Below are 25,269 nucleotides of genomic sequence, written 5' to 3' on the forward strand. Positions count from 1 at the left end.
TTCTTAAAAGGAGAAGTTGGAAAGGACATCGGGCATGCCACCGGCGACGGCTTCGGCCTCGTCCGCGGCAAGTCGGGCGGCGTCCCAGATCTCGAAATGGGTCCCCATCCCGAGCATCATCACTTCCTTCTCCAAACCAACTGCGCTGCGCAGTTCGGGTGAAATGAGCACCCGGCCCGATCCGTCCAACTCGACATCGCAGGCATTACCCAGGAAAATGCGTTGCCACGCCCTAGCGGACATCGGCCAGGCGGCGATCTGTTCGCGATGCTGTTCCCACACCGGACGGGGGAAGAACAACAGGCAACCATGCGGGTGTTTCGTGAGCGTCATACGGCCTTCACACTGCTGCAACAAGGCGTCACGGTGCTTGGACGGTATTGACATCCGCCCCTTCGCATCGAGATTGATCGCTGACGCGCCCTGAAACACGTATTTACCTAGTTTTGGAGAGTTATCAGTTTGTTAGTTTTAGGCGCCGGGGAGACCTGAGTTTCTCCCACAAAACTGCACTTTTTGCCACCGTTTCCCACTTTAGAGGAAGCGTTGTCCTTGGTCAAGCGAATTCACCTTTCGAAAAGCGCGAAATTGCTAATGAAACCAATGACTTAGCGAACTTCCCTGAAGCTGCCTCAAGTAAAAATGTTGAGCAAAATTAGGGACTTAGCTTAGAGAGTGCATGTGGCAGCTCATGTATACACATGGGTTTTACGTTTGATCGTCCGCAACTTTTTACTGCCGGTAGATCGGTTTCGATGCGACAGCACCTATGCGGCATGGATGATACGGTTCGGTGGGAAATTGCAGATTCATGCGGAGCGGGTTAGGATAAATTCCAGCGAACACCCAGCCGTTAACGGGTGTAAGTAAGCGCGTACTAACTCGCAGGCAGCGCCTGCGCTGGAGGCCCCCGTGAGCATCACATTAGCCCGGACTCGCACCGTCTACGATCTCCTCGAGGTCCAGGGTGCGCTCGACCGCAGCCGCGGACGTTCGCCCGAGCTCGACACCTTTTACGAGCGCATGCTCGAGACCGGCGCCGAACGCTTCGTCACCACCCCCTCTTCCATCGACGCCCTCGACCCGCTGTTCGAGGCCTGCCCCAACTTCGAGGAAGTGCTGGACGACCTGGCGCGCTACCTGCGCCTGGCCCATGCAGGCAAGGGAGGAGAAATTCGAGGTTTCAACGTCATGCCGATCCTGCTGCTGGGCGGCCCCGGCGTCGGCAAGACCCACTTCGCCAAGCAGTTGGCCAAGGTCATGCAGACCGACTGCGAGCTGATCAGCATGAACGCCCTCTCGGCCGGCTTCGTCATTACCGGCAGCTCGGCCAGCTGGCGCGGCGCCAAATGCGGCAAGGTGGCCGAGCGCCTGGTGCGCGGCAAGTATGCGAACCCGGTGATCGTGCTCGACGAGGTCGAGAAGGCGACCGGCTCCTCGCAATCCGATCCGCTGGCGGCCTTGTATCAGTTGCTGGAGCCGGAAACGGCGTCGGCTTTCCGCGACGAGTTCATCGACGTGGATATCGATGCGTCGCAGATTTTCTGGGTGCTGACCGCGAATTCGACCGAGGGGATTCCACATCCTCTTTTGAACCGGATGGCCGTGTATGAGGTGCCGGCGCCGACGCCCGAGCAAGCCGCGGGGATTGCGCAGCGGATGTATGCGGGTCTGCTGAAGGAGTTGAACCTGGGCGGTTTCGATCCGCGGCTGGGGGATGTGGTGCTGGATAGGCTTGCCGGGGTGTCGCCGCGGGATTTGCGCAAGACTTTACTCGATGGTCTTGGTTATGCCGTGGCGGATGGGCGGGAGCATGTGATTGCGGGGGATATTCGGGTCAAGCTTATGCCGGGTAAGGGGCGGATTGGATTCTGATCTTTTCCTGATTACCAGTTCTCGCCGATGAGGCCCTGAAAATACTTCCAATCGGGTTCATTAGAAGAAAAATCTCTACGGGAAACAGCTGCACTTTTTGAGGGATAGCGTTCAACAGTTCGAAAAAGCCTCGACGCTTCCGACCCGAAGGACAAATTCACGCTCGCCACGCTCTGCAGGTACCGCAGTGAATCGATGTATCACTTGGCTCCAAAGTGCAAACCATCTTCTCCTCGAAGACCTGCATCATCAGTATACCTTTCGATGACGCCAATCCGTTTTCAAGCCGATGTGCCGTTTTCCAGAATACGTTGAGGCGTACGGGTTAGTCGGACCTAGGAAAGTCAGGCAAGAAACATCTGAAACGCACCGGGAAGGGCTAGGCATCGGTTTGCCCGTCCACGATAGCCCATCCGAGTTCACGTATTTCGTAAAGCGGATAAGTCCTTGCCGACGCGATGGGCATACACGTCAACAGCCTCAAGAAGTACGAGTTCGGCGAGGCGCAGCCATCACTGGACGCGCTGCGCAAGATCGCCGTGGCCCTACACACCAGCACAGATTTCTTGCTGTTCGATGAACACGAGCGTGGGCCCTCGGACGACCTGCGCCTGTAGTCCGAGGCCGTGTCCCAATTCCCTGAGGAAGAGCGCAAGTTCGTCAAGGCGCTGCTCGACAGGATGATCATCAAGTTCCAGACCAAGCAGATGGTGGGCAACTTGAGCAGCTAAACGAACCGCTTTTTAGCGGCTAAAAAAGAAGAAGCCTCTCGCATCCGGAAATTCCGGAGGGAGTGGCCTTTTTTGTTTAAAAGAAGGATGGCTACCGCTGCGGTACGGGTCTCTGGACATGCCCTAAGTTCAGGAAAAGCTGCGCGGCGTGATGGGGGCTGCGCCACCGAATGTCGCGCGGCGCCGTATCGCCACGACTCGTCGTAACGATACGTTTCTCATCCTGTCCTGACGATGCCTACCCTAAGCGTGGACGTTGGAGTGGACGTTACCGTTGATATCGCAGTTGACGTCGCAATGACCTGTTGCGTTCACCAGGCCGCGGTCACATCTTTACATTGCTCGAGCGCTACACACGCCTTTTGCCTACTCGCAAAAATGATCAACTGCGGCCTTGGTGTTCCTTCGTTAAGACATGGAATAGGGCTTCCTCAATTCAGGCTTCCTCGCCTTCTAAAATTAATTCACGTGCTCTTGCTATTTGGAGCGGCGTAGCTAGGACAGGATTGGCGAGCTCATAAATGGTATCCGTTACCCATTTTTCGTTATTAATGTCAAAGCTAATATCCTCCCGTCCTTCAATCAAATTTGCCCATTGCTCCACCATAGAAGCGGTTAGTTCACCGCTCAGATATCGTCGAAGCACCTGTACGATGTGCTCAGAATGCAATACAGTCGTGATTCCTTCGAAATCCCAATCAAAACTGCTGAGCTGTCGTTGCAACTCATCTAGCGGTCTCGAAAAATTAAGTAGGTTTTCGACAACGATTGATCTTTCATTGTTCATGGGGTCACCACATTGCCTGTAATTTTGTCCTTCACGTGAACAATTGCCCCGTCTGGCGCGGTCGTTGTTTTCGTGTATTGGATAGTTTTTCCCGCAGAGTCAATCTGTTTCTCGTACAACGCGGATGATCCTGGAACCTTCCCTGGCGATACACCTTGATCGGCGCGCCGCATGCTGGTGCTGTACAGCGTCTCGAGGATCGCCCGGTCGCGCAGGCCGAGTTCGCCGCTGCCGGCCGCATCGATGACCTGCGCGATCTCCGCCACGGTCAAGACATGGCGCGGCAGGCGCGTCTCCTTTTTCGGCAGGTCCATCTCGCCGACAGGGTTGAACAGCAGGTGATGCTGACGCGTCAGCCAGCGGAAGAAGACACGCACCGCCACCAGCCGCGTGCCCTGGCAGTTGAACGACAGCGGCAATCCGTCGCGTTGCCTGCGGTAGAGTCACGGGACCGCTCGATCGAGTTCGCGCTTATCCTGTAAAAAGCTTATCGATCAGAGACTCCAAAATTTGCCCTCTCACGGTTGGTTCATACCTTTCGTCCATACCTCGGATCTCGAACTCGTCTTGCAGCAAATTTCTATATTCGTCCGCAGTCTCATCAGTTATCTCAAGAACAGGTTGATCTCCGGACAAAGCTAGATAACGCCCGGCATCAGCTTCGGCTGAAACTTCCTGGAGGACCTGCCACTCTTCCAGTGTCAATTTAATCAACATTATTAATCTCCACTTATTGCTCGGCTGCCCTAATAAGCTTTTCAGCAGTTTTTGTTGACGTGGGGTTGACCGACACGATCTTACCGGTATCGGGATTTACTGCCGTCGTGGCATCCTTTCCAATAAATCGCTGCGACGCTCGCCCAAGTTCATCAGTTTTAGTTTCAGTGATCTTCAAGGGATTTTTTAGTGAGTCCAGTATTCCCTTTGGTCCGACGCCGGCTCGCTTACCCCCATCGCCGATCGCTCTATCTACCGCGTGACGAGCAATCGATTTGATTTCCACCCCGTTCTTCGCAACTATGCTTGTCGCTTTACCTGCGGCGCCAGCCGCGACCGCGGCTTCTGCGGGAGCACCAGCAAGCACAGCAGCTGCAATAGGCGGGCCGAAAAGCATTGCCCCCGTTACAACTGCAGCCGGAACTACGAACGGATCGTAATCCCGCACGTTACCCGATGCGAAATCTTTTCGGTATTGGTCGCTGAATGCCTCGGCTGCTCGCTCTTGACGACCATCCGGATCAATGTATTTGTACGGGCTATTACTCGCGTAAGCGTACCGATTGAAGCTGCCACCAGTATTCGCATCCGTCACCACCGGATCAATACTCAAAAACCGCCCCGCCACCGGATCATAATACCGCTGCTGCATATACGTCAGCCCGGTATCCACATCGTTCACATGGCCCGTGAAGCCAATGGTCGGCTGGTCGCCCGAAGCCACATAACCGTAAGGCTCGTAGCGCGTGCGGCTGATCACGTTACCCGACGCATCGGTCTTCGCCACCGGACTGCCCAGCCCATCGGTGTGGATATAGGTCACCGAGCCGTTGGTGGCGGCAACGGTGGTCATCGTTTCCGTATAGGTCGCGCTGCCGCCGGCACCGCTGGCGGTCCAGGTGCACGAGGACGGATAGCCGACCCAGGCCGACTGCGCCGTCAGTGCGCGCGAGCCGCTCACCGCCAGCGATTCGTTGACCGTGTAGCCCGTGCCCGACGCCGTGCAGACGTGCGTCAGCGAGGTCGCGTCGGTGGTGCTCCAGGTGGTCATGAAGCTCTGTCCTGCCGTCAGCGCGGGCCGTGAGACGCTGATGGTCGGCTTCGGTGTCGCCGCAGCCGTGGTGCTGAGTGTTTCGTACACCGTGGTCGTGCCGCCCGGACCGCTTGCCGTCCAGCTGCAGGAAGACGGATAGCTGACCCAGCCGGCTTGCGCCGTCATCGTGCGCGAGCCGTTGACTGCCAGCGATTCGTTGACGTTGTAGCCGGTGCCCGAGGCCGAGCAGGTGTGGCTCAGCGAGCTCGCATTCGTCGTGCTCCAGCTCATGGTGAAGTTCTGCCCCGCCACCATTGCCGTGTGCGAAGGACTGATGGTCGGCTTGGGGGTGGCTGGCGCCGACACGGTAATGTAGGTGGTGCTGTTCTGCCCGAAGCGCTGGTGGTACTCCCACACCATGCCCCACTGGAAGGTGTAGGTCCCAACGGTCGAGGGCGCAAGCACCTGGAAGTTGAAGGTAGAGCTCTGGCCCGGCGCGACAGTGGACGAACTCATCGCTACCCGGTTCACGCCGAAGGTGTAATTGTTGTCCGTGTTCCCCAGCGAAAAATCTGGTGAGGTCCAGGTCGTATTGCCGGTGTTCTTCAGCGTCATCGAGACGTTGTAATAGGTCCCCGCCGTCATCGAAGACGGGACGCTGGCCGAGATCAGCTGGGCGTCGTACACCGGCGCCGGCACGGCCACCGTGATCGACGACGCGATGTTGCCGCCGAACCAGTACATCCCCTCACGCAGCATGCCCCAGCCGAAGGTATAGTTGCCAGGCGTCGAGGGCGCCGTAATGGTGAAACCGAAGACCGCGTTGCCACCCGGTGCGACAGTGCTGCCGAGGTCGACCCGTCCCACGCCCCAGGTCGTGTTGTCCTGTGGATTCTGTGAACCCAGCCGATACGGATTGGCCATGCCCGGATACCAGGTCGTGGTGCCGCTGTTGCGGATCGTGACCGTGACGTAGGCGGTGCTGCCCGGCGCCATCGTCGATGGGGCGGCGATGTTGACGCCGGTAGCGGCATCGTAATAGTTGGGCTGCGGATCGGGTTCGTCCGGCGGCGGTGGCGGCAGCAAAGTAGAACCAGGCGGCGCCTGGATGTCGGGTGCATCGATCGTGTGGTTCTGGGCCCAGGACGTTCCGCTGGCGAACGTCAGCATTAGCACGACTGCCAGCGCTGGCAGCATGGTGCGCATGAGGCGCTTCAGCATCGCCGGCGAAAAGCCAGAAAAATTATGGACGGCCAGCATTACTTCACCTCCGCGATCTGGTGGTTGTGCAGATAGATGTATTTGGTCGCAGTGCCGCTGGTGGGTGCGACGTAGAGCAGTTGGCCGCCCTGGCTGTAGACCTGGATGCGGTTCACACCATCGGTGCCGACCACGCTGACCCGGCGGCCAAGGCCGTCATACACATAGGTCGCACGGCCTGCCGCGGCCGTCATGCGGTTGGCCATGTCGAAGGTGTAGCTCTGCGCGCCGCGGCTTGTGATGTTGCCTTGCGCGTCGTAGCCGTAGGCGAAATTGAACTTGGCCGGACCGTTGGTGATGCTGGCCAGGCGATTGGTCGTGTAGTCGATGTTGTGGATCGTGCTGCGCGAGTTCGCACCGCCCGAGATCGAAGTCGAGGTCAGGTTGTCGAGCGTGTCGTAGCCGTAGGTCGCGGTACCCCAAAGATTGGACGCGGTGGTCGTCTTCAGGCGATTCAGGCCGTCATACGTCATGCTGCGCGTCGCCAGGCTTTGCAGTTGGTCGACAATGCTCTCGACGTTGGCGTTCTTGTCGTAGGTGTAGGACTCGTCGAGCACGCCGGCATCGGTGCTGCGCGACGGCAGGCCACGGGTGTTCTGCGCCAGCGTGCGGCGGATGCCGTTACCGTAGGTGAAACCGGCAATCGCGCCACTCGGGTGGTAGGTGACGCCGGTCGCATACGTGCCGGCCTGGCGTGGCTCGCCCAGCGCGTTCGGGTTGTACGCCACCGTCAGGTTGTTGCCCGGGTAGCGCAGCTGCGTCAGCGAGCCGTTGGCGTCATAGCTGCGGCCGATGCTGTAGGTGGTGCCGCCATAGGCCAGGCTCTCGCCTTCGAGCAGGCGACGCTTGTTGTAGCTATACGTCCACTTGCTGCCGTTCGACGACACCGTGTCCTGCAGGCCATCTAGCGTGTAGGTCCGGTTGATGGCGGCGCTGCCATCGCCGAAGCTTGTGTCCTTCAGGCGATTGCGCAAGTCATAGGTGAAGGACATCTTCCGGGCATCGGTAACGCTCGTCGTATTGCAAGACGTCGTCGACGGCAGGGCCAGGCCGGTGGCGCGCCAGGCCACGTTATTCGCCAGGTCGTAGTCCTGCACCGTGGCGCCGGTTTCGGGCTCGATCGTCTTGCACAGGCGCTCATTGCCATCGTAGACATAGCTGCGCGTCTGGCTCAGGCCGGCGCCGCTGCGCGTGATCGACTTTGTCTTGTCGAAGACGTCGCGCGCGATACCGAGTGCCACCCCTTCCGGCATCGTGACGCTGGTGATCGCGTCTTCGCTTGGCTGGTCGAAGGCCTGATAGCTGTAGTAGGTGCTATTGCCTTTCGCATCGACGTACTGTTTCCTGAAACCGTCCAGGTAATAATAGTATTCGTTGAGCGTGCCGAGCTCGCTGCTGGTCGACTGCGTGGTGAGACGGCCGAGCGCGTCGTAGCCGCTGGAGACGCCGCCCGAGATGCTCTGGTAGTTGCGTTGCGGGTAGGATTCGAAAGTGGTGCAGGCTTCGAAGTCGTACTGGCGCTTGACAATGCGCGAAGTGCCGGCGGCGTCGGTGCTGTCGTAGCGTTCCACGTAGATCGGACGCCAGAGCGCGTCGAGATAACTGATTTCTTTCGCGCCGCCGGTGGTGACTGTCTGCTTCCAGTGGCCTGCGCCCAGATCGTATTCCTGCGCGCCGACCGGGGCAAACGAAAGCGTGGTCTGATTCCACGTCACCGAATCGGCTGACGGATAGGTGATCGATGCCAGGCGGCCCATGGCGTCATAGCCAAAGAAGTGGGTCGAGCCGGCCTCGTTGGTCAGCGAGGTGATCTTGCCGAGGTTGTCTACCGCCGCCGTCTCGAAACTGCCGTCCGGGTAGTCGATGCGCTGGGCGATGCCGCGCTTGTAATTCGAATAGGTGGTCGGCGGGTTCTTGCCGTCCGAGACAGTCTTGATGGTACCGTCGGTGTAATACGTGAACGCGTTCTGCAGCTTGCCGAACTTGGTGACGCTCAGCACTGTAGACACGTTCGGGTCGAAGGTGTTCAGCTGCATCACCTTGCCGGTATTGAGCTCGGTCACCTGCTTGACCTGGCCGAGTATCCATTTGGTGAGGTTGTCTTCATACAGTGTCTGTTCGACACGCCCGCTGTTCAGGCTGCTGTAGCGGTTGACTTTCGTCGGCCGTGCGAAGCTGTCGAATTCCGTCGCTTCCCAAGTAAAAGTGGCACCTTGCTGCACAGTGTCGCGGCGGTCGACTTCGGTGGTGCGCGCCGCCATCGTGCCATCCCCACGGGGCTGCAGGCTGTAACCGCGCGGCGCCACCGGTTCGCGGTAGTGCAGGCTGGTCGAACGCAGGACTTCGCCGCTCGCGCTGACGGTTTCGGTACTAGCGGGCTGCCCTTCCGTTTGCTGGAACAGGGTACCGAAGGTGTGCCTGGTTATATTGCCAGCCGGGTCCGTGACACTGACGGTCTTGGTGTCGACGCAGTTATTGCACGGCGCCCAGCTCGACGCCTCGACCGGGTACTGCGTCCTCCAGGTCAAGGGCAACAGACCGGGACCACTGATGGTCTTCTTCGTCAGCGCATACGTGTCGAAATTCTTCGCATACATCGGCTTGTATGTCTCGTTCGACAAGTCATGCCGGCAATCGTAGAACACGTTGGAGCGACCATGGCGCGTTGCCGTCAGCATGAAGTTGCCGATGGCGCCGGAAGGATGCGTCATCGATCCCGTGATCTCGCTGGGCGAGAAATTGCCAGGGACATCGCAGCTGCCTCCACCGAGATACTGGATACCACTTAGCAAATTGCCGATTCCGCTCAGTTGCCATGCCGAACCATCCGGCAGCGTGACGGTTTGCAGTTGTCCAATGCTATCGTAGGCATAGCGCCAGGTGCGTGTGCCATCCGTCACGGAAGACACGAGGTTGGAAGCCGTCGAGCCGGGGGTCTGGTAATTCAAGGTGATCGTGCGCGATGCGCCGGAAGCGTCATTCGCAACGATGCTCTTCAACTGCCACTTGTTGGTAGTGTCGTAGGTATAAGTGACTGTGTTTCCGAAGCGGTCGGTCACTTGGGTCGGCAAGATCCAGATTTCGACGCGGCTGAGCTGTGGGTTTTGCGGCACTGTCGGCGTTTCCACACCGCCTCCGACGCTGGTGGTCGTGCCCGTGGTGGCGCTGGTTTCGGGAGAACCCGCGGCGCCGTCCGCTTTTTCAGGCGCCACTGGCGCGTTGGAGAGCTCAGGGGCGGACGAGGATTTCTCCAGCGGCTGGTAGTTGCGGCTTACCATCCAGTCGAAGCGATATTCGGTGCCGTCCGGCGAGACGGCGACGAAAGCCTCTCCACTGCTGCCATTGCCGGCTGCCATGCTCGACAGGCAGCGGATCGCCCAGTTGTTTCGGGTGACGATGGGATAGCTATTGCCGGTTGGTGCTGTTTGGAATTCAGTGCTTCGTTGCAGCATTTCTTGGTCGCCAACGCCTGGCACGTAGATGAAGCTGCCATGCCAGTATTCAGTGCCGCTCCACGACGCGGTTGGGCTGGTAGCGTCGGGCGCTCGACTGAACTGGCTGCAGCGCGCGGTCGTGCCGCCAGTCGTCGTCCATCCTTTTTGCCGGGAGAAGATCCCGTGCAAGTGCGGAATTTCGATATCCCATCGGCCGAACAGGGTCTCCTCCAGCCAGTCCTCGCCCACCTTGATATGCCGGCCCACTTCGACCGGCAATCCGCTATTGCCCGGCAAGGAAACATCCTTCTGAATAAATTCCAATCCGCCCGTATAAAGATTGACCTTGTCGCCGAACAGGTCGGCACCGAGCCGGGTTACCGCCTGGGGGGCGCGGATCAATTTGTTCTGATCGCTATAAGTAGTAGCCGTTTGCGCATATGCGGCCTGGACGGCCATGGCAATGGTAAGGACTGCGAACTTCTTGTTGGTTTTCATATGGCTATGAGGGAAGTTCCAATGGGAAATCCCATGTTGCCATTACATATGCGTGAGAAAACTCACCAAAAGTTACATACAACAATTATTTTTTCGCAATGCACTCGTTTCACACTTGCAATAAACGGAGCGATACCGACCTGCCGTCCAATACCAATGAATGGAGTCGACATGTTCGGAACAAGCCATCCACGCCCTCCTGACCGTAAAGAGGTAGCCATGCAAATCGTCCAGCAAAAACAGCGGCCCTTTGCCGGCACCGAACTGACAATCGAGAACCCGCCCTCCGGCGAAGTCGCGCCGCCGCCCGACGCCCCGCCGATCCGTTTCAGCGTCTCGTACACGCTGGCCGAATACATGAGCATCCTGCGCGCCCACCTCGGCTTCATCCTGCGCCATACGCCGAAAGGAAAACGGCTGCGCCAGACCTGGCTACCGCTCGAAATCGGCGTGTTTGCCGCCTTGACCGCGTGGATGCTCGATCCGGGCTGGGCCAGCGGCGCGTTCGCTGCCGTCAGCGCCCTCGCCTTCCTCTCGCTGCCGTTCACGCTGGATGTATGGGTTGCGCTGATCGCGCCGCCGGTCTTCTTCCTGAAAAAACGCCGCATGCCGGTGTGCGAATTCCGCATCGACGGCCAGGGCATCGCCCGCACGTCGCGGCTCGGCATCTTTGAAAAAAGCTGGGATGAGGTGAAAATGGTGCGCCGCTACGAGCGCGGCTACCTGCTGATGTTTGCGAAGGGCGGGATTCCGATTCCCTTCCGCTGCCTGGACCAGTGCCAACGCGAACAGCTGCGTGGCTACACCGCCGGCCGAGTCCAGGCCGCGGCGGTTTGAACCACGCTTATTTGTCCGGCGTCGCTGCGAAAGAACCCTGCCCCGGCTGCCTGGGCACATGCACCCAGCGCCCATCGACCCGCCGGAAGTCCAGCGTATCGAAGTAATGGGCGATGCCGCCGTATTCCATCCTCACCTGAGCGGTATCGCCGTCCAGGCGGGCGCCGGCGAAGCGGCTGTGCGGCTCGCCGTTGGCGCTGACGCAGCCGGCGGCAAAGGCGCCGCCTCGGTCGGCGACATCCGGGCCGATGACGGTGCGGATCTCGGGCGGCAGCCCGGCCAGCGAGTCGATCTCGCCCGGCTGCGGGGCGGTCTGTGCTGCGGTCTGTGCTGCCGCCGGCTCGGCGGACGATGCCGGCAGGCCGGTGCCGGCTGCAATCGCAAAGATGAGAGGCATGATCGGGTTCCGGTAGCGCATCGCGGTTCCTTCGAGGGGGTTCCGGAACATTCTACCCCTTCTCTTCGAGTTTGACGTCCTCGCTTTTCGCTTCTTTCATCGCTTCCGGCTCCAGCACTTCCGCCTCCTTGTTGAAGCGGATGAACAGGCCCCAGCCGGCCAGCAGGATGCCGGCTGCCACCAGCACCGAGGCCGCGTGCGGCAGCAGTTCCGGCTCTTCGTGCAGCGCCTTGAAGGTGCCGACCAGGCCCTCGATCGATAGCGCCACCACCACCACGACCATGAAGCGCGACAGGTAGCGGCGTACGCGCGTCGGGGCGCTGATGTGGGCGTCGCGGATGACTTCTTCCTCGGCGATGGTCTGGGAAATCTGCAGCGACACCACGGCGATCGCCAGCAGGCCGATCGCTTCGATCGCACTTTCGGCACCCTGGCCCACTTCGGCGCCGATGGCTTTCCAGCCCGTCAGTGCGGCAAGCACCATCAGCAGGAAGGAAATGGCGACGAACAGCACGGCAATGACGGCATGGATGGTGGAGAAGAAGGCTTTCAAGGGGGCTCCTATGCAATGGGTCTGTCCAGATTGTGCACCATCCCCAGCCAATCGCTCGCACGGCAGCGTTATAATTCTTTCATGACCCAACTACATGCCGGCCGCTTCCTGCTTCGTCCCTTCATCATGGCGGACGCCCCCGCCTTTGCCGCGGCGGTACGCGAATCGGCGGCCGATCCGGGGTCCGGTCTCGGCCAGTGGATGGGCTGGGCCCATGCCGCCTACAGCATCGACGAGGCCCGCTCCTGGATCGCGTTCTGCGAGACCGCGCGCGCGGCCGGCCACGCCCACGAATTCGGCATCTTCCTCGACGATGGCAGCACCCTGGTCGGCGGCGCCGGCCTGAACCAGCTCAATACGGTCAACGCCTTCTGCAACCTGGGCTACTGGACACGGGCTTCGCAGCAGAGACAGGGCGCGGCGCCGGCTGCCGTCCAGGCGCTGGCAAGGCACGCGTTCGGGGAGCTGAAACAGGCGCGCGTCGAAATCGTGATCGCCGACGGCAACCTGCCCAGCATGGCGGTGGCGCGCAAGGCCGGCGCCGTCCACGAGTGCCTGGCCCGCAAGCGCCTGCAGCTGCGCGGCGCGGCGGTCAATGCGCACGTGTTTTCGCTGATCCCGGATTAAACCTGCCCAGGCTCGGCCCAGCTTTTGGCATGCACCACGGCTTTCGCCCAGCGCGCCATCAGCTGCTCGCGGCGCGCCGCCGGCATCTGCGGCTCGAAGCGGCGCTCGAGCTGCCACTGCGCCGCGATCTCCTCGCTGGAAGCCCAGAAGCCGACCGCCAACCCGGCCAGATAGGCCGCGCCCAGCGCCGTCGTCTCCGTAACGCGCGGGCGGATCACCGGCACGCCCAGCAGGTCGGCCTGGAACTGCATCAGCATGTCGTTGCGGGCCGCGCCGCCGTCCGCGCGCACCTCGTGCACGGCGCAAGCGGCATCCTTCTGCATCGCGCCCAGCAGCTCGGCGCTCTGGTAGGCGATGCTCTCCACCGCCGCGCGGGCGATGTGGGCGCCGGTCGTCCCGCGCGTCATGCCGACGATGGTGCCGCGCGCATAAGCATCCCAGTGCGGCGCACCGAGACCGGCGAAGGCCGGCACCAGCATGACGCCGCCGCTGTCCGGCACCGACAGGGCCAGCGCTTCGACCTCAGCCGACTGCTTGATGATGCCGAGGCCATCGCGCAGCCACTGCACGGTGGCGCCGCCCATGAAGACGCTGCCTTCCAATAAATAATCCGTGCGCCCTTCGATGGTCCAGCCCACCGTGGACAGCAGGCGGTTGTGCGAGACGGGCGGCGCAGCGCCGGCGTGCATCAGCATGAAGCAACCGGTGCCATAGGTGTTCTTGACCATGCCGCGGCGGTGGCAGGCCTGGCCGAAGGTCGCCGCCTGCTGGTCGCCGGCGATGCCCGCCAGCGGGATCGCGCGGCCGAACCATTCTTCTTTGGTGACGCCGACCTGCCCGCTGCTGGCGACGACTTCCGGCAGCATCGAGGCCGGCACGCCGAACAGCGCCAGCAGCTCCTCGTCCCAGCGCAGGCTGTTGATATTGAAGAGCATGGTGCGGGCGGCGTTGCCGACGTCGGTGACGTGGCGCCCGGTCAGCTTCCAGGCGAGCCAGCTGTCGACGGTGCCGAAGGCGAGTTCGCCGCGTTCGGCGCGGATGCGCGCGCCCGGCACGTGGGTCAGCAGCCATTGCAGCTTGGTGGCCGAAAAATAGGCGTCGAGTTCGAGCCCGGTCTTGCGCTGGATGAGTTCGGCCTTGCCGGCGGCGCGCAGGGCATCGCAGATTGCCGCCGTGCGCCGGTCCTGCCAGACGATGGCGTGGCACAGCGGCTGGCCGGTACGACGGTCCCAGACCACCGTGGTTTCGCGCTGGTTGGCGATGCCGATCGCCGCCACCTGGCCAGCATCGGTTTCGCTCTGCTGCAGCACCTCGCGCGCGCAGGCGAGCTGGCTGTGCCAGATGTCGAGCGGGTCGTGCTCGACCCAGCCGGGCTGCGGGAAGTGCTGCGGATATTCGTGCTGGGCGCTGGCGAAGACCTGCCCCTGTCGATCGAACAGGATGGCGCGCGAGCTGGTGGTGCCCTGGTCGAGGGCGAGGATGTAGTCCATCGTCGTGACCGTGAATTATGTGTAAAGCAGGCCGATAGGCCGGATTCTGTGTAGTGGTCTCCCTTGCGGGACGCCCCTATGACAGCCATTCCTCTAGGCGCCGAATTACTCCGGCGCTCAAGCTTCCTACCCGCACGCTCCGCGAGCAACATCAACGCGTGCCTATTTGGAATTGCTCCAGGTGGAGGTTACCGCGTTTCACCGTAACTTAATACGCTCGTCTCTGTGGCCCTATTCCTCGCCTTATACCTGGCTTGCGCCAGGCTTTCGGCGGACGGCCGTTAACCGTCACCCCGCTCTGTGGAGTCCGGACCTTCCTCCCGCCGGTATCTTGCGATACCAGCCAGCGGCTGTCTGGCCTGCTTCACGGGCATCATTGTACCCGATCGGCGACCAGGGTCCCAAGATCGTCGTCGTCCGCCACAGCCGGCGGGTCCGCGCGCCTGGCCAGGTAGTTCACCAGCGGGATCGCCCCGACCCGGTAGCGGATATTGAAACGGATCGCATTGCCGGCGCCGTCGCGCACCGTAAACACCGGCCGCCGCGGATGCTCCTCGAAGGTGGCGTCGCGCAGCTTGACGATGCGCGGGCGGCGCAGCAGGCGGCGCCACTCGGCCGCATCGTCGTTGAAGCGCAGGGTGCTGCCGAAGACCTCGAGCATCAGCCACAGCGAGGCCAGCGCCATGGCGGCGAAGATGGCGACGATCCACCACGCTTCGTCCCCCAGGGAGGCGACCGCGAACAGCATGATCGCCGCGGCCGGCAAGCCGCAGGCCGCGATCGCGCGGATCTGCCCCGTGTGGCGTGCGTAGACCCAGTCGCCGATCAGTTCCGTGTCCGGCCTCGACGCCGCGGCGCGCGCCACGCCGCCCAGGACCAGCAGCGCGCCGATCCGCAGCAGGGCGCCATGCTGGGCCGCGAAGTCGCGCGCGTCGGCCAGCAGCGCGTCGAGCCCGGACGGCGGTTCGCCTTCGCCCTCCTCCATGCGGTGCGCCGCGCCGAGACGGTCGATGTCGCGCACGCTCATCAGCGGCGCATACATCAGGTCGTGCCGGTCGGTCGAGCGGCGCCAGCCGAGATGCAGTTCGCCGATCGCGCGTTTGACCATCTTGAGCATGCGCGTCGCAGCCGGCCCGGCCGGCTGCGACGGATCGGCGCCATCGAGCAGGCGCGCCATCGACACCACGGAGCAGTTCAGCGCCGGCATGTGCATCGAGAACTGGTAACGGAAGCCACCCGCACTGGCATTGATGTCGCGCGCGGTCAGGAACACCCGGTAGGTCGACGGCAGGAGGCCAGGCAAACCCGCCGATGCGCCGGCGGCGCGCATCAGCAATTCCTCGCCCGCGTACTGCTCCGTGCCGGGCAGCAGGGGCAAGTCCAGCGGCGGCAGGCGCATCGAGGAGCGTATCCGGATACCCAGCGCCGCCTGCAGCTGGCTTGCCAGTTCACCGGCGTAGTACTCGGAAAAATCGTCGAGCGGCACCAGATATACCCGCGTCGGTGCGTGATACTGCACCTGCACCTGCACCTGCGCCAGCGCCGGTCCGGCACCCAGCAGCGCCAGTCCTGCCAGCAGCCGGCGGCGTGTCGGTTGAACCATGCTTGCCTCCTCAAGGATGCATACGACGATCGGTTTGCGGTCTTACAGGCTCCCGCCCTCGAGCCAGCGCTGCACCTGTTTGATTTCGGCGGCGCGGCCCGCCTCATCCGCCGGTTTCGGCAGCAGGATGTCCGGCGCCACCCCGATCGCATCGATGCGCATGTCCGGCAGGCGGGTCGTGCGCGTCGTGGCATACCAGAGCTGGGCGCGGCCCGACGGCAGCAGGTGCGGACGCATGTTGGACACGTCGATCGCGCCGTAGGTGGGCCGGCCGACGACTTTCACGCGATAGCTGGTGCGTGCCTCCAGCACGAACTGTTCGCAGCTGCTGCCGCAGTCGCGGTCGGTCAGCAGCGCGACACGGGCCGGCCGTTTCGCTTCCAGCTTGATCTTCTCGACTTCGACGCGGGCCTCTTCCGTCCGCACGAAGCTGCCCGGCGCGGCTGCCCGCATCTTCTCCAGCACCGGCGCCATCTGCTTGTCGCAGTGCGCCTTGATGCTGGTGCTGGCGCAGATGGCTTCCTGGGCCTTGAGGTTGGCCGGCGTCACCAGGTACTCGGTACGGAAACCGCGCAGGTCGCCGTCGAGCAGGAAACCCATCAGCGGCGCATAGGTGCTGTCGGATCCGCCGCCGTTGTCGCGCACGTCGATGATCCAGTTCTTGTGCGATTCGAGCTCGGCGCGGTGCTCGGCCACCAGTTTCTTCATCGTCGCCGCATAAGCGTCGTTGAAGGTCGGGATGACGAACAGGATCGTGTTCTTGCCCAGCACCTGGAAACGCGGTGCGCGCGGATCGGTGGCGGGCTTCGCCTCCGCCTTCGCTGCCTGCGGCGCGTCCTTGCTCTCGTTGCCGGGCGTCGGCGCGACCGCGATATGGCCGGGCCGCCAGGCGCGCGAATAGCCATGCAGGAGCTTGCCGCAGGTCTTCATGTCCGGTGCCTGGGCCGCTTCCTGGCGCGCCTTGGCCAAGGCTTGTTCGATTGCCGCGCCGTGGTCGGCCAGCGCGTCGGCGGCACCGGCATCGTTGGCGCGGATGAAGGCGTCCATGTCATCGAGGTCCGCCACGCACCCGGCCGGCGTGTAGGGAGTCTCGGCAGCAAATGCACCGACTGGCAAGACGATGGCCAGGGCGACGACGAGCTTGCGGACCTTAAGCATATGCATGACTTAGTTGTTTAAAAGAAAATATTATCTTACATCTATTTCTGCGTTTTCTGTAAGTTTGTGTCGCCATTTCAAAAGCCACTCTCCTGGCCCTCGCCTAGAATGTCCGGATAGCAAAACCTACAAGGATGAGCACATGACGCACCCCTCCCGTTCCGGCGGCCAGATCCTGGTCGACGCACTCCAGGTTCATGGCGTGGACACCGCCTTCGGCGTGCCCGGCGAAAGCTACCTCGACGTGCTCGACGCCCTGCACGATTCGCAGATCCGCTTCGTGATCAACCGCCAGGAGGGCGGCGCGGCCTTCATGGCCGAGGCCTACGGCAAACTGACCGGCAAGCCCGGCATCTGCTTCGTCACCCGCGGTCCGGGTGCGACCAATGCCTCGATCGGCGTGCACACGGCATTTCAGGACTCGACGCCGATGATCCTGTTCATCGGCCAGGTCGGCACCGACTTCATGGACCGTGAAGCCTTCCAGGAAATCGACTACCGCCGCATGTACGGCCAGATGGCCAAGTGGGTGGCGCAGATCGACCGCGCCGACCGCATCCCGGAATACATCGCACGCGCCTTCCAGGTCGCGACCAGCGGCCGTCCGGGCCCGGTGGTGCTGGCACTGCCGGAAGACATGCTGATCGCGCAGGCGGAAGTGGCGGACACGCGCCGCTACCAGCCGGTGCAGGCCTCGCCGTCCGCGGGCCAGATCGACACCCTGCGCAGCATGCTGCAGGCAGCGAAGAAGCCGCTGCTGCTGCTCGGCGGCGGCACCTGGAACGCGCAAGCCTGCGCCGACGTCCAGCAATTCGCCGAGGCGAACGGCCTGCCGGTGGCCTGCGCCTTCCGCTTCCAGGACCTGCTCGACAACGATCATCCGCAGTACATCGGCGACGTCGGCATCGGCATCAATCCGAAGCTGGCCGCGCGCGTGAAGGAGGCGGACCTCCTGATCGCCTTCGGTCCGCGCCTGGGCGAGATGACGACCAGCGGCTACTCGCTGTTGACCTCCCCGGTGCCGCAGCAGCGCCTGGTGCACATCCACCCCGATCCGCAGGAACTGGGCAGCGTCTACCAGGCCGAGCTCATGATCGCCGGCGGCGCCCCGGAAACGGCGAAGATGCTGGCGGCGATGGAACCGGTGGATTCCTCGGCCTGGCGCCACACGGTCGAGGAAGCGAAGGCCGAACTGCGCGCCTGGCAGCAGCAGCCACCGATCTTCAAGGACGGTAGCGCACCCCTGGACCTGTGGCAGCTGGTGCAGGACCTGCAGGCCGCCCTGCCGCACGACACCATCGTCACCAACGGCGCCGGCAACTACGCGACCTGGGCGCACCGCTTCTGGCGCTACGGCGCGATGCGCACCCAGCTGGCCCCGACCAGCGGCGCGATGGGTTATGGCGTCCCGGCCGGCGTGGCGGCGAAGATCGTCGACCCGCAGCGCACCGTGGTCACCTTCGCCGGCGACGGCGAGTTCATGATGACCGGCCAGGAACTGGCGACCGCGGTGCAGTACCGCGCCGGCCTGATCCTGATCGTCTTCAACAACAGCATGTTCGGCACCATCCGCATGCACCAGGAGCGCGAGTATCCGGGCCGCGTGTCGGGCACCGAGCTGCACAATCCCGATTTTGCGGCGCTGGCGCAAGCCTACGGCGGCCAGGGCGAGGTGGTGGAGAAGACGGCCGATTTCGCGCCGGCCCTGCAGCGCGCGCTGGCGTTCGCGAACGCTCGACAACTGCCGGCGGTGATCGAGCTGCGCTATGACGGCAACCTGATCACACCGGGGGCGACGCTGGAGACCATCCGCAAGAACGCGCAGGCCGCCAAGGCCGGCTGAGCGGCATCAGATCCCCTGCCCGCCCGACACTTCGATCCGCTGGGCCGTGACCCAGCGGTTGTCCGGCGACAGCAGGCTGGCGATCATCGGCCCGATGTCGTCCGGTACGCCGGCCCGGCCGAGTGCCGTCATGCCGGCGAACAGCTGGTTGATCTCGGGGTTGTCGCGCACCGCGCCGCCGCCGAAATCGGTCTCGATCGCGCCCGGCGCCACCGCGTTCACGGCAATCCCGCGCCCGCCCAGCTCCTTTGCCAGGTAGCGCGTCAGCACCTCGACCGCACCCTTCACGGCGGCATACGCGGCATAGCCGGGGAAAGCGACGCGGGTCAGGCCCGAGGACAGGTTCACGATACGGCCGCCATCCGCGATCAGCGGCAGCAACGCTTCGGTCAGGAAGTACACCCCCTTGAAATGCACATCGACCAGGCGGTCGAACTGGGCTTCGCCGGTCTGTCCGATCAGTGCGTAATCGCCGTGCCCCGCGTTATTGACCAGGTGATCGAAGCGCTCGCGGCCCCAGTGTTCGCGCAGCGCCGCGCCAAGGCGATCGGCAAAGGCCGCGAAGCCCTGGATATTGCCGGTGTCGAGCTGGAGGGCGACTGCCTTGCGGCCCAGGGATTCGATCTCGGCGACCACGGCCCGGGCTTCTTCATCGCGGCTGTGGTAAGTGATGACGAGGTCGCCGCCGCGGCGGGCGATCGCGAGGGCGGTATTGCGGCCGAGACCGCGGCTGGCGCCGGTGATGAGGGAAATGGTCGACATGATCGCTCCTTGTTGTGTGTTGAAAGAGCGTTCATCATCGGGCCGCGGCAGGCACGCGCGTTGCCGGAATCTCCCGCGGTCTTGCCAGATTCTCCAAACCACGGTGCGCCGGCGCTGCGCAGGGTGTAAGCTTTCTTCCATGACGACCCTATGCGAAGCAGTCCGCCGCTACACCGAGCTGCACGCCGGCAGCGACGGTGTGGCCCCCTCGCCGATTCCCGGCCTGACCACCGTGCGCACTTACGCGCCGACCGGCCTGGTGCATGGCATTCCGCGTCCGCTGGTCTGCCTTGTGCTGCAGGGGAGCAAGCGCGTCAACTTCGGCGTGCAAAGCTTCGACTTCCATCCTGGCGACTCGCTCCTGATCACCGCCGACGTGCCGACCGTCAGCCAGGTCACGCGCGCCAGCCTGGCCGAGCCCTATCTCGCACTCGTGCTCGAGCTAGATACAGCGACGATCGCGGAACTCGCGCTGCGCATCGCCGAGGAAGCGGACGACAGCAACCTGCCGGTCCGGCTGGAGCGCACCGACGGCGATGTCGCCGCTGTCGCGCTGCGCCTGATGCGCTTGCTCGATCGTCCAGCGGCCGTGCCCATCCTGCACGCGCAACTGCTGCGCGAACTGCATTACTGGCTGCTGACCGGCCGCCATGGCCGGACACTGCGCCAGCTCGGCCTGCAGGGACAGCCGCACCCAGCGCCTGGCACGGGCGGTCGCCTTGCTGCGTAGCGGTTACGCGAAGCGGATGCGGGTCGAGGATCTGGCGGACGCGGTCGGCATGAGCCTGTCCTCGTTCCACCAGCATTTCCGCGCCATGACTTCGCTCTCGCCCCTGCAATTCCAGAAGCAGTTGCGGCTGATCGAGGCGCGGCGGCGGATGGTTTCGGAAGGCGCGAGCGCGAGCAGCGCCGCGTTTGCGGTGGGCTATGAAAGCGTGCCCCAGTTCACCAGGGACTATGGGAAATTTTTTGGTCAGCCGCCGCTGCGGGACACGAAAGCGGTCCGCTCCCGCACGCTGGCAGCCTAGCGATCAGATGCCGGGGTTATCCAGCCCCAGCTCTGCCGGCCAGGGCACGGGCGTGTCGAGCACGCTGCGCGGCTCGCCCGAAGGATGCGTGAGGAAGGCAGCCACCAGCGCAATGAACAGCCAGACGACGATATTGCGCAGCGAGGCCGCATTGCCGCCCATGACTTCGTCTCCGGAAATAAGCCGCTTGAGATACCTGGACAGAATCTTCACGATGATCTCTTGTAGGAAGTATTCTTTTGTGGATGTTCACAATCTATACCAGTCCGCATTGATTTTCCAGCTTGCGTATTGATATAGAAACTGATGAGCAGCATTCTAGCGACAATATGGCTGAGCTGTCGCACGTTGTGCTCCCGGATTTGCGGCTACAGCGCCTTGCCTGACAGCCAGACTGGGACGGGGGTCCGCCGCCATGCTCTGGTAAAATACCGCGATCGTTGACATGTCCGGAAAAATCGGGCATATGCATGCAGTTCCCCTCCCCGAATACATCCATGTTTAGTTTCTTCAAAAAGAAAAAACCTGAAGCCGAGACACCCGTCCAGGCCGAGTCCGCCGCAACGGCATCGCCCGCAGCGGAAACGCCTGCGGAAGCGCCCGCCCAGCCGGGCTTCCTGCGCCGCCTGTTCGGTGCCGGCGACGATGCCTTCGTCCCCACGCCCGAGGCCGCCGAGCCGGCGCCGCAGCCGGAGGCACCGCAGGAGCCGGAAGCGCGCGACGCCACCAACATCGATCCGGCTGCGGAAAAGATCGCGCGGGATGCTGCCGCGCTGTCGAACGGCTACGAAGGCCAGCTCTTCCCCGAGACCGCCGAGCGTCCTGGCAGCGAGCAGGAAAAGAAGAAATCCTGGATGGCGCGCCTGAAGGCCGGCCTGTCCAAGACCTCGAGCAATCTGTCGCTGCTGTTCGTCGGCGCGCGCATCGACGAAGACCTGTACGAAGAGCTGGAATCGGCGCTGCTGATGTCGGACGCCGGCATGGACGCCACCCAGTACCTGCTCGACAGCCTGCGCCGCAAGGTCAAGGAAGAAAAGCTGCTCGACGCCGTCGCCGTCAAGGCCGCGCTGAAGGAATTGATGGTCGACCTGCTGCGTCCGCTGGAAAAGCCGCTGGAACTGGGCCGCCATGAGCCGCTGGTGATGATGATCGCGGGCGTGAACGGCGCCGGCAAGACCACCACCATCGGCAAGCTGGCCAAGCACATGCAGCGCTTCGACCAGTCCGTGCTGCTGGCCGCTGGCGACACCTTCCGCGCCGCCGCGCGCGAACAGCTGATGGTCTGGGGCCAGCGCAACAACGTCACCGTGATCTCGCAAGCATCCGGCGATCCGGCCGCGGTCGCCTTCGACGCGGTGCAGTCGGGCCGCGCGCGCGGCGTCGACGTGGTGATGGTCGATACCGCCGGCCGCCTGCCGACCCAGCTGCACCTGATGGAAGAGCTGAAAAAGATCAAGCGCGTGATCGGCAAAGGGATGGAAGCCGCGCCGCACGAAACCCTGCTGGTCATCGACGGCAATACCGGCCAGAACGCACTGGCCCAGGTGAAGGCCTTCGACGACGCCCTGCAGCTGACCGGCCTGGTGATCACCAAGCTGGACGGCACCGCCAAGGGCGGCATCCTGGCCGCGATCGCGCGCACCCGCCCGGTGCCGGTGTACTTCATCGGCGTGGGCGAAAAGCTGGAGGATCTGCAACCCTTCAGCGCCGACGAGTTCGCCGAGGCGCTGCTGGGGTAAGAATGATCGAATTCCAGTCCGTCTCGAAAAAATACTCCGCCGACGCGCTCGCCCTGAACGACGTCTCGTTCAGTATCGCCAAGGGCGAACTGGTCTACCTGGCCGGCCCGTCCGGCGCCGGCAAGTCGACCCTGCTGAAAATGATCGCCGCCGTCGAGCGACCGACCAGCGGCCGGGTCGTCGTCAACGGCCAGGATATCGGCAAGCTGAAAAAGGCCGGCGTGCCTTTCCTGCGGCGTAACCTGGGCGTGATCTTCCAGCAGCAGCGTCTGCTGAACGACCGCCATATCCTGGGCAATGTGATGCTGCCGCTGATCGTCACCGGCGCCGCCAAGGGCGAGGCCGAGCAGCGCGCCCGCGCCGCACTCGACAAGGTCGGCCTGCTGGACCGCGCGAAAGCCATGCCGCTGGAGTTGTCCGGCGGCGAACAGCAGCGCGTGGCGATCGCCCGTGCCATCGTCAACCGCCCGCAGATCATCCTGGCCGACGAACCGACCGCGAACCTCGACCGCGCCGCGGCCGACCGCGTGATCGACGCCCTGCACGCCTTCCACTCGGCCGGCGTGACCTGCCTGATCTCCAGCCACGACGAGCAGATCCTGGACGCCGCCGCGCGCGTGATCCGCCTCGAACATGGCCAGCTGGTGGAGGCCACCGTATGAATATCTGGTTCCGCCAACACCGCTTCGCCCTGGGCGCCGCCTTCGGCCAGCTGCGCAAGGCGCCAGGCAGCTTCCTGTTCAACGTGCTGGTCGTGGCGGTGGCGCTGGCCCTGCCCTTTGCCGGCGTGACCCTGCTCGACAACGTGCGTCCGATGTCGGAACAGCTCTCGGTCGATCCCGAGATCAGCCTGTTCATGAAGACCGACGCTCCGCGCGAGCAGGCCCAGGCCCTGGCTCCGCAGCTGCAGCAGATCCTGGCCTCTAGCCGTGCCAAGGTCAGCTTCATCCCGCGCGAGCAGGCGCTCGAGAACCTCAAGGCGAAGAGCGGCCTGACCGACGTCATCGAAACCCTGGGCGACAATCCGCTGCCAGACAGCTATGTGATGAAGCTGGAAGGCTTCACCAGCCGCGCTGCCGACGCCGAACGCGTCGACGGCATCGCCGAGCAGATGCAGGCGCTGCCGGGGGTGGATTCGGTGCAGGTCGACTCGGCCTGGGTCAAGCGCCTCGCCGCCCTGCTGGGCGTGCTGCGCCTGGTGCTGCTGCTGCTGGCGGTGACGCTGGGCGTGGTCGTGATCGCGGTGGTGTTCAATACCATCCGCCTGCAGGTGCTGACCCAGCGCGACGAGATCGCCGTCTCCAAACTGCTGGGCGCGACCGACAACTTCATCCACCGTCCGTTCTATTACACGGGCGCCCTGCTCGGCCTGTGCGCCGGCGCGGTGGCGCTGGGTGCGGTGGCGCTGGCCTTGCGTCCGCTGAATGCGGCCATCGCCGAATTCGCCCGCCTGTACGCGTCCGAGTTCCAGCTGGCCACGCTGCCGCCGCTGGGCCTGGCCGGGCTGCTGGCCATCAGCGCCGGCCTGGGACTGGTCGGGGCGATGCTGTCGGTGCAGCGGCATTTGGCGCGGCTGAGCTAGTTAAATTTTTGTTATCCCATCCGCCGCTGGCCAGAAAAATCCACGGCGGAGACGGGATATACGCCTACAAATGTAAGTGCGCCATTTCACAGACCTCGCTCCACGCAGCGCATAACCTGTCTTCAAGCGAATTCAAATAGTACGAGCGCCCCGCTTGATTTTCATCAACGGTACCACTCGTACCTGCTCTACAGTGGAATCGGCCCCACAAAAGTGATTCCCACGAGCAATACTTTAGCAAGACTTAAGGACGTCGTCAGGGATATGGAGGCGGCTAGCACTCACCTCAAGAGAGTGCTAATATTACGTCTGACCACTGTCCGCATCCCGTAACAAGCCGTAAAAGTAGCGCCTTCGGGGCACTTTTCCGGGCATATTGACGATGCAGCACAGAACACTCTACGAGGGAATATGACTATGTCCGCACAATCCGCATTGGTTCCTGTTGGCAGCCGTGCTCTGGGACTCGGTTTCACCGGCAATCTCGGCAACATCGACGCCTATATCTCGGCCGTCAATCGCCTGCCGATGCTGTCCCACGAGGAAGAGGTCTCGCTGGCAAAGAGCCTGCAAGAAAAGAACGACCTGGACGCCGCGCAGAAGCTGGTGATGTCGCACCTGCGCCTGGTGGTCTCGATCGCGCGCGGCTATCTGGGCTACGGTCTCCCGCACGCCGACCTGATCCAGGAAGGCAATATCGGCCTGATGAAAGCAGTCAAGCGTTTCGATCCGAACCAGGGCGTTCGCCTGGTCTCGTACGCCATGCACTGGATCAAGGCCGAGATGCACGAATACATCCTGAAGAACTGGCGTCTGGTGAAGGTCGCGACGACCAAGGCCCAGCGCAAGCTGTTCTTCAACCTGCGCAGCAACAAGCAGGGCCTGGACGCCATGTCGCCGCAACAGGTCGACGACCTGGCCAAGATGCTCGACGTGAAGCGCGAAGAAGTGATCGAGATGGAAACCCGCCTGTCGGGCCGCGACATCGCCCTGGAAGCGCCGACCGACGAGGAAGACGACAAGTTCTCGCCGATCGCCTACCTGTCGTCGGACCAGCAGGAGCCGACCAAGGTGCTGGAAGCCAACGACACGGTGCGCCTGCAGTCGGAAGGCCTGGAAACGGCCCTGGGCAAGCTGGACCCGCGTTCGCGCCGGATCGTGGAAGCACGCTGGCTGGCCAACGACGACGGCTCGGGCGCGACCCTGCACACGCTGGCCGAAGAGTTCGGCGTGTCGGCCGAGCGCATCCGTCAGATCGAAACGGCAGCGCTGAAGAAGATGAAAACTGCCCTGGCAGCCTACGTCTAAGCGGTCT

23 protein-coding genes, 1 other RNA gene and 1 pseudogene are annotated in these 25,269 nt (G+C 63.0%); 11 read left to right on the top strand and 14 right to left on the bottom strand.

Annotated elements, in window-relative coordinates; all coding sequences use genetic code 11:
- Positions 1-3: 3 nt before the first annotated feature.
- The gene (gene mraZ / locus NX782_RS06895) at positions 4-432 is read right to left on the bottom strand and encodes a division/cell wall cluster transcriptional repressor MraZ (protein ID WP_258844697.1); all 429 of its coding nucleotides are present in this window, start codon (positions 430-432) and stop codon (positions 4-6) included.
- A gap of 480 nt (positions 433-912) precedes the next feature.
- On the opposite strand from mraZ, the gene NX782_RS06900 reads away from it, so the two are divergent.
- Both NX782_RS06900 and NX782_RS26365 read left to right on the top strand, forming a co-directional pair.
- Positions 913-1,875 carry an AAA family ATPase gene (locus tag NX782_RS06900; protein ID WP_258844698.1) on the top strand — a complete coding sequence of 321 codons (963 nt, stop codon included), beginning with the start codon at positions 913-915 and terminating at the stop codon, positions 1,873-1,875.
- Between the two features lie 446 nt (positions 1,876-2,321).
- A pseudogene (locus NX782_RS26365) lies at positions 2,322-2,606 on the top strand (helix-turn-helix domain-containing protein); the annotation flags it as partial.
- 436 nt (positions 2,607-3,042) lie between these two features.
- Here NX782_RS26365 and NX782_RS06910 read toward each other — a convergent pair.
- The 5 genes from NX782_RS06910 to NX782_RS06930 are packed head-to-tail and all read right to left on the bottom strand — an operon-like array spanning position 3,043 to position 10,335.
- Positions 3,043-3,393: a hypothetical protein gene (locus NX782_RS06910; protein ID WP_258844700.1), complete on the bottom strand. Its 351-nt coding sequence runs from the start codon at positions 3,391-3,393 to the stop codon at positions 3,043-3,045.
- Complete coding sequence (locus tag NX782_RS06915) at positions 3,390-3,812, bottom strand: site-specific integrase (RefSeq protein WP_258844701.1); 423 nt, start codon at positions 3,810-3,812, stop codon at positions 3,390-3,392. Before NX782_RS06915 ends, NX782_RS06910 begins: the two co-directional genes overlap by 4 nt.
- A 52-nt stretch (positions 3,813-3,864) precedes the next feature.
- Positions 3,865-4,110 (bottom strand): hypothetical protein, encoded by a 246-nt coding sequence (locus NX782_RS06920; protein WP_258844702.1) that lies wholly within the window; start codon positions 4,108-4,110, stop codon positions 3,865-3,867.
- Between the two features lie 13 nt (positions 4,111-4,123).
- Positions 4,124-6,403: an RHS repeat-associated core domain-containing protein gene (locus NX782_RS06925; protein WP_258844703.1), complete on the bottom strand. Its 2,280-nt coding sequence runs from the start codon at positions 6,401-6,403 to the stop codon at positions 4,124-4,126.
- On the bottom strand, positions 6,403-10,335 hold the full coding sequence (locus NX782_RS06930) for an RHS repeat domain-containing protein (RefSeq protein ID WP_258844704.1): 3,933 nt from the start codon (positions 10,333-10,335) through the stop codon (positions 6,403-6,405). Before NX782_RS06930 ends, NX782_RS06925 begins: the two co-directional genes overlap by 1 nt.
- 219 nt (positions 10,336-10,554) lie before the next feature.
- Here NX782_RS06930 and NX782_RS06935 point away from each other — a divergent pair, with 219 nt between their 5' ends.
- A complete protein-coding gene (locus tag NX782_RS06935) occupies positions 10,555-11,172 on the top strand; it encodes a YcxB family protein (RefSeq protein WP_258844705.1) in 618 nt (205 codons plus the stop codon).
- A gap of 7 nt (positions 11,173-11,179) precedes the next feature.
- Here NX782_RS06935 and NX782_RS06940 read toward each other — a convergent pair whose 3' ends face one another.
- Positions 11,180-11,569, bottom strand: coding sequence for a hypothetical protein (locus NX782_RS06940; protein ID WP_258844706.1), 390 nt, complete (start codon positions 11,567-11,569; stop codon positions 11,180-11,182).
- A 52-nt stretch (positions 11,570-11,621) separates the two neighbouring features.
- Entirely contained in the window at positions 11,622-12,122 is a 501-nt protein-coding gene (locus NX782_RS06945; protein ID WP_258844707.1) for a hypothetical protein, read from the bottom strand.
- 81 nt (positions 12,123-12,203) lie between these two features.
- Here NX782_RS06945 and NX782_RS06950 point away from each other — a divergent pair, with 81 nt between their 5' ends.
- Entirely contained in the window at positions 12,204-12,749 is a 546-nt protein-coding gene (locus tag NX782_RS06950; RefSeq protein ID WP_258844708.1) for a GNAT family N-acetyltransferase, read from the top strand.
- On the opposite strand, the gene glpK is transcribed toward NX782_RS06950, so the two are convergent.
- The 4 genes from glpK to NX782_RS06970 all read right to left on the bottom strand — a co-directional run bounded on the left by glpK (position 12,746) and on the right by NX782_RS06970 (position 17,006).
- Positions 12,746-14,239 carry a glycerol kinase GlpK gene (glpK, locus tag NX782_RS06955; RefSeq protein ID WP_258844709.1) on the bottom strand — a complete coding sequence of 498 codons (1,494 nt, stop codon included), beginning with the start codon at positions 14,237-14,239 and terminating at the stop codon, positions 12,746-12,748. The genes NX782_RS06950 and glpK overlap by 4 nt on opposite strands.
- Positions 14,240-14,258: 19 nt before the next feature.
- Positions 14,259-14,605: RNase P RNA component class A (gene rnpB, locus NX782_RS06960), an RNA gene on the bottom strand.
- Between the two features lie 7 nt (positions 14,606-14,612).
- Positions 14,613-15,842 carry a hypothetical protein gene (locus NX782_RS06965; protein ID WP_258844710.1) on the bottom strand — a complete coding sequence of 410 codons (1,230 nt, stop codon included), beginning with the start codon at positions 15,840-15,842 and terminating at the stop codon, positions 14,613-14,615.
- A gap of 42 nt (positions 15,843-15,884) precedes the next feature.
- Positions 15,885-17,006, bottom strand: coding sequence for a S41 family peptidase (locus NX782_RS06970; RefSeq protein WP_258844711.1), 1,122 nt, complete (start codon positions 17,004-17,006; stop codon positions 15,885-15,887).
- Between the two features lie 136 nt (positions 17,007-17,142).
- Between NX782_RS06970 and NX782_RS06975 the strand changes: the two genes are divergently transcribed.
- Complete coding sequence (locus NX782_RS06975) at positions 17,143-18,843, top strand: thiamine pyrophosphate-binding protein (protein WP_258844712.1); 1,701 nt, start codon at positions 17,143-17,145, stop codon at positions 18,841-18,843.
- Positions 18,844-18,849: 6 nt separating this feature from the next.
- Here the strand turns inward: NX782_RS06975 and NX782_RS06980 are convergent, their stop codons facing one another.
- A complete protein-coding gene (locus NX782_RS06980) occupies positions 18,850-19,605 on the bottom strand; it encodes an SDR family NAD(P)-dependent oxidoreductase (protein WP_258844713.1) in 756 nt (251 codons plus the stop codon).
- A 139-nt stretch (positions 19,606-19,744) separates the two neighbouring features.
- Between NX782_RS06980 and NX782_RS06985 the strand changes: the two genes are divergently transcribed.
- Positions 19,745-20,335 carry an AraC family transcriptional regulator gene (locus NX782_RS06985; protein ID WP_308632853.1) on the top strand — a complete coding sequence of 197 codons (591 nt, stop codon included), beginning with the start codon at positions 19,745-19,747 and terminating at the stop codon, positions 20,333-20,335.
- The gene (locus NX782_RS26370) at positions 20,325-20,633 is read left to right on the top strand and encodes a helix-turn-helix domain-containing protein (RefSeq protein WP_308632854.1); all 309 of its coding nucleotides are present in this window, start codon (positions 20,325-20,327) and stop codon (positions 20,631-20,633) included. The genes NX782_RS06985 and NX782_RS26370 overlap by 11 nt, the downstream gene beginning before the upstream one ends.
- Before the next feature lie 3 nt (positions 20,634-20,636).
- Here NX782_RS26370 and NX782_RS06990 read toward each other — a convergent pair whose 3' ends face one another.
- Positions 20,637-20,846 (bottom strand): hypothetical protein, encoded by a 210-nt coding sequence (locus tag NX782_RS06990; RefSeq protein WP_258844714.1) that lies wholly within the window; start codon positions 20,844-20,846, stop codon positions 20,637-20,639.
- 284 nt (positions 20,847-21,130) lie between these two features.
- On the opposite strand from NX782_RS06990, the gene ftsY reads away from it, so the two are divergent.
- The 4 genes from ftsY to rpoH all read left to right on the top strand — a co-directional run bounded on the left by ftsY (position 21,131) and on the right by rpoH (position 25,262).
- Positions 21,131-22,372, top strand: coding sequence for a signal recognition particle-docking protein FtsY (gene ftsY / locus NX782_RS06995; RefSeq protein WP_258844715.1), 1,242 nt, complete (start codon positions 21,131-21,133; stop codon positions 22,370-22,372).
- Between the two features lie 2 nt (positions 22,373-22,374).
- Positions 22,375-23,034, top strand: a complete 660-nt coding sequence (locus NX782_RS07000) for a cell division ATP-binding protein FtsE (protein ID WP_258844716.1) — start codon at positions 22,375-22,377, stop codon at positions 23,032-23,034.
- Complete coding sequence (ftsX, locus tag NX782_RS07005) at positions 23,031-23,954, top strand: permease-like cell division protein FtsX (RefSeq protein WP_258844717.1); 924 nt, start codon at positions 23,031-23,033, stop codon at positions 23,952-23,954. Before NX782_RS07000 ends, ftsX begins: the two co-directional genes overlap by 4 nt.
- A 417-nt stretch (positions 23,955-24,371) precedes the next feature.
- Entirely contained in the window at positions 24,372-25,262 is an 891-nt protein-coding gene (gene rpoH / locus NX782_RS07010) for an RNA polymerase sigma factor RpoH (protein ID WP_258844718.1), read from the top strand.
- Positions 25,263-25,269: the final 7 nt, after the last annotated feature.

This window comes from Massilia norwichensis (assembly GCF_024753245.1).
GTDB lineage: Bacteria > Pseudomonadota > Gammaproteobacteria > Burkholderiales > Burkholderiaceae_D > Telluria > Telluria norwichensis.

Excerpts from the sequence above, each read along its gene's own strand:
- NX782_RS06910 (WP_258844700.1), bottom strand. The coding sequence starts at position 3,393 with ATGAACAATGAAAGATCAATCGTTGTCGAAAACCTACTTAATTTTTCG.
- NX782_RS06920 (WP_258844702.1), bottom strand. The coding sequence starts at position 4,110 with ATGTTGATTAAATTGACACTGGAAGAGTGGCAGGTCCTCCAGGAAGTT.
- NX782_RS06925 (WP_258844703.1), bottom strand. The coding sequence starts at position 6,403 with ATGCTGGCCGTCCATAATTTTTCTGGCTTTTCGCCGGCGATGCTGAAG.
- NX782_RS06930 (WP_258844704.1), bottom strand. The coding sequence starts at position 10,335 with ATGAAAACCAACAAGAAGTTCGCAGTCCTTACCATTGCCATGGCCGTC.
- NX782_RS06935 (WP_258844705.1), top strand. The coding sequence starts at position 10,555 with ATGCAAATCGTCCAGCAAAAACAGCGGCCCTTTGCCGGCACCGAACTG.
- NX782_RS06940 (WP_258844706.1), bottom strand. The coding sequence starts at position 11,569 with ATGCCTCTCATCTTTGCGATTGCAGCCGGCACCGGCCTGCCGGCATCG.
- NX782_RS06950 (WP_258844708.1), top strand. The coding sequence starts at position 12,204 with ATGACCCAACTACATGCCGGCCGCTTCCTGCTTCGTCCCTTCATCATG.
- glpK (WP_258844709.1), bottom strand. The coding sequence starts at position 14,239 with ATGGACTACATCCTCGCCCTCGACCAGGGCACCACCAGCTCGCGCGCC.
- NX782_RS06965 (WP_258844710.1), bottom strand. The coding sequence starts at position 15,842 with ATGGTTCAACCGACACGCCGCCGGCTGCTGGCAGGACTGGCGCTGCTG.
- NX782_RS06970 (WP_258844711.1), bottom strand. The coding sequence starts at position 17,006 with ATGCATATGCTTAAGGTCCGCAAGCTCGTCGTCGCCCTGGCCATCGTC.
- NX782_RS06975 (WP_258844712.1), top strand. The coding sequence starts at position 17,143 with ATGACGCACCCCTCCCGTTCCGGCGGCCAGATCCTGGTCGACGCACTC.
- NX782_RS06980 (WP_258844713.1), bottom strand. The coding sequence starts at position 19,605 with ATGTCGACCATTTCCCTCATCACCGGCGCCAGCCGCGGTCTCGGCCGC.
- NX782_RS06985 (WP_308632853.1), top strand. The coding sequence starts at position 19,745 with ATGACGACCCTATGCGAAGCAGTCCGCCGCTACACCGAGCTGCACGCC.
- ftsY (WP_258844715.1), top strand. The coding sequence starts at position 21,131 with ATGTTTAGTTTCTTCAAAAAGAAAAAACCTGAAGCCGAGACACCCGTC.
- NX782_RS07000 (WP_258844716.1), top strand. The coding sequence starts at position 22,375 with ATGATCGAATTCCAGTCCGTCTCGAAAAAATACTCCGCCGACGCGCTC.
- ftsX (WP_258844717.1), top strand. The coding sequence starts at position 23,031 with ATGAATATCTGGTTCCGCCAACACCGCTTCGCCCTGGGCGCCGCCTTC.
- rpoH (WP_258844718.1), top strand. The coding sequence starts at position 24,372 with ATGTCCGCACAATCCGCATTGGTTCCTGTTGGCAGCCGTGCTCTGGGA.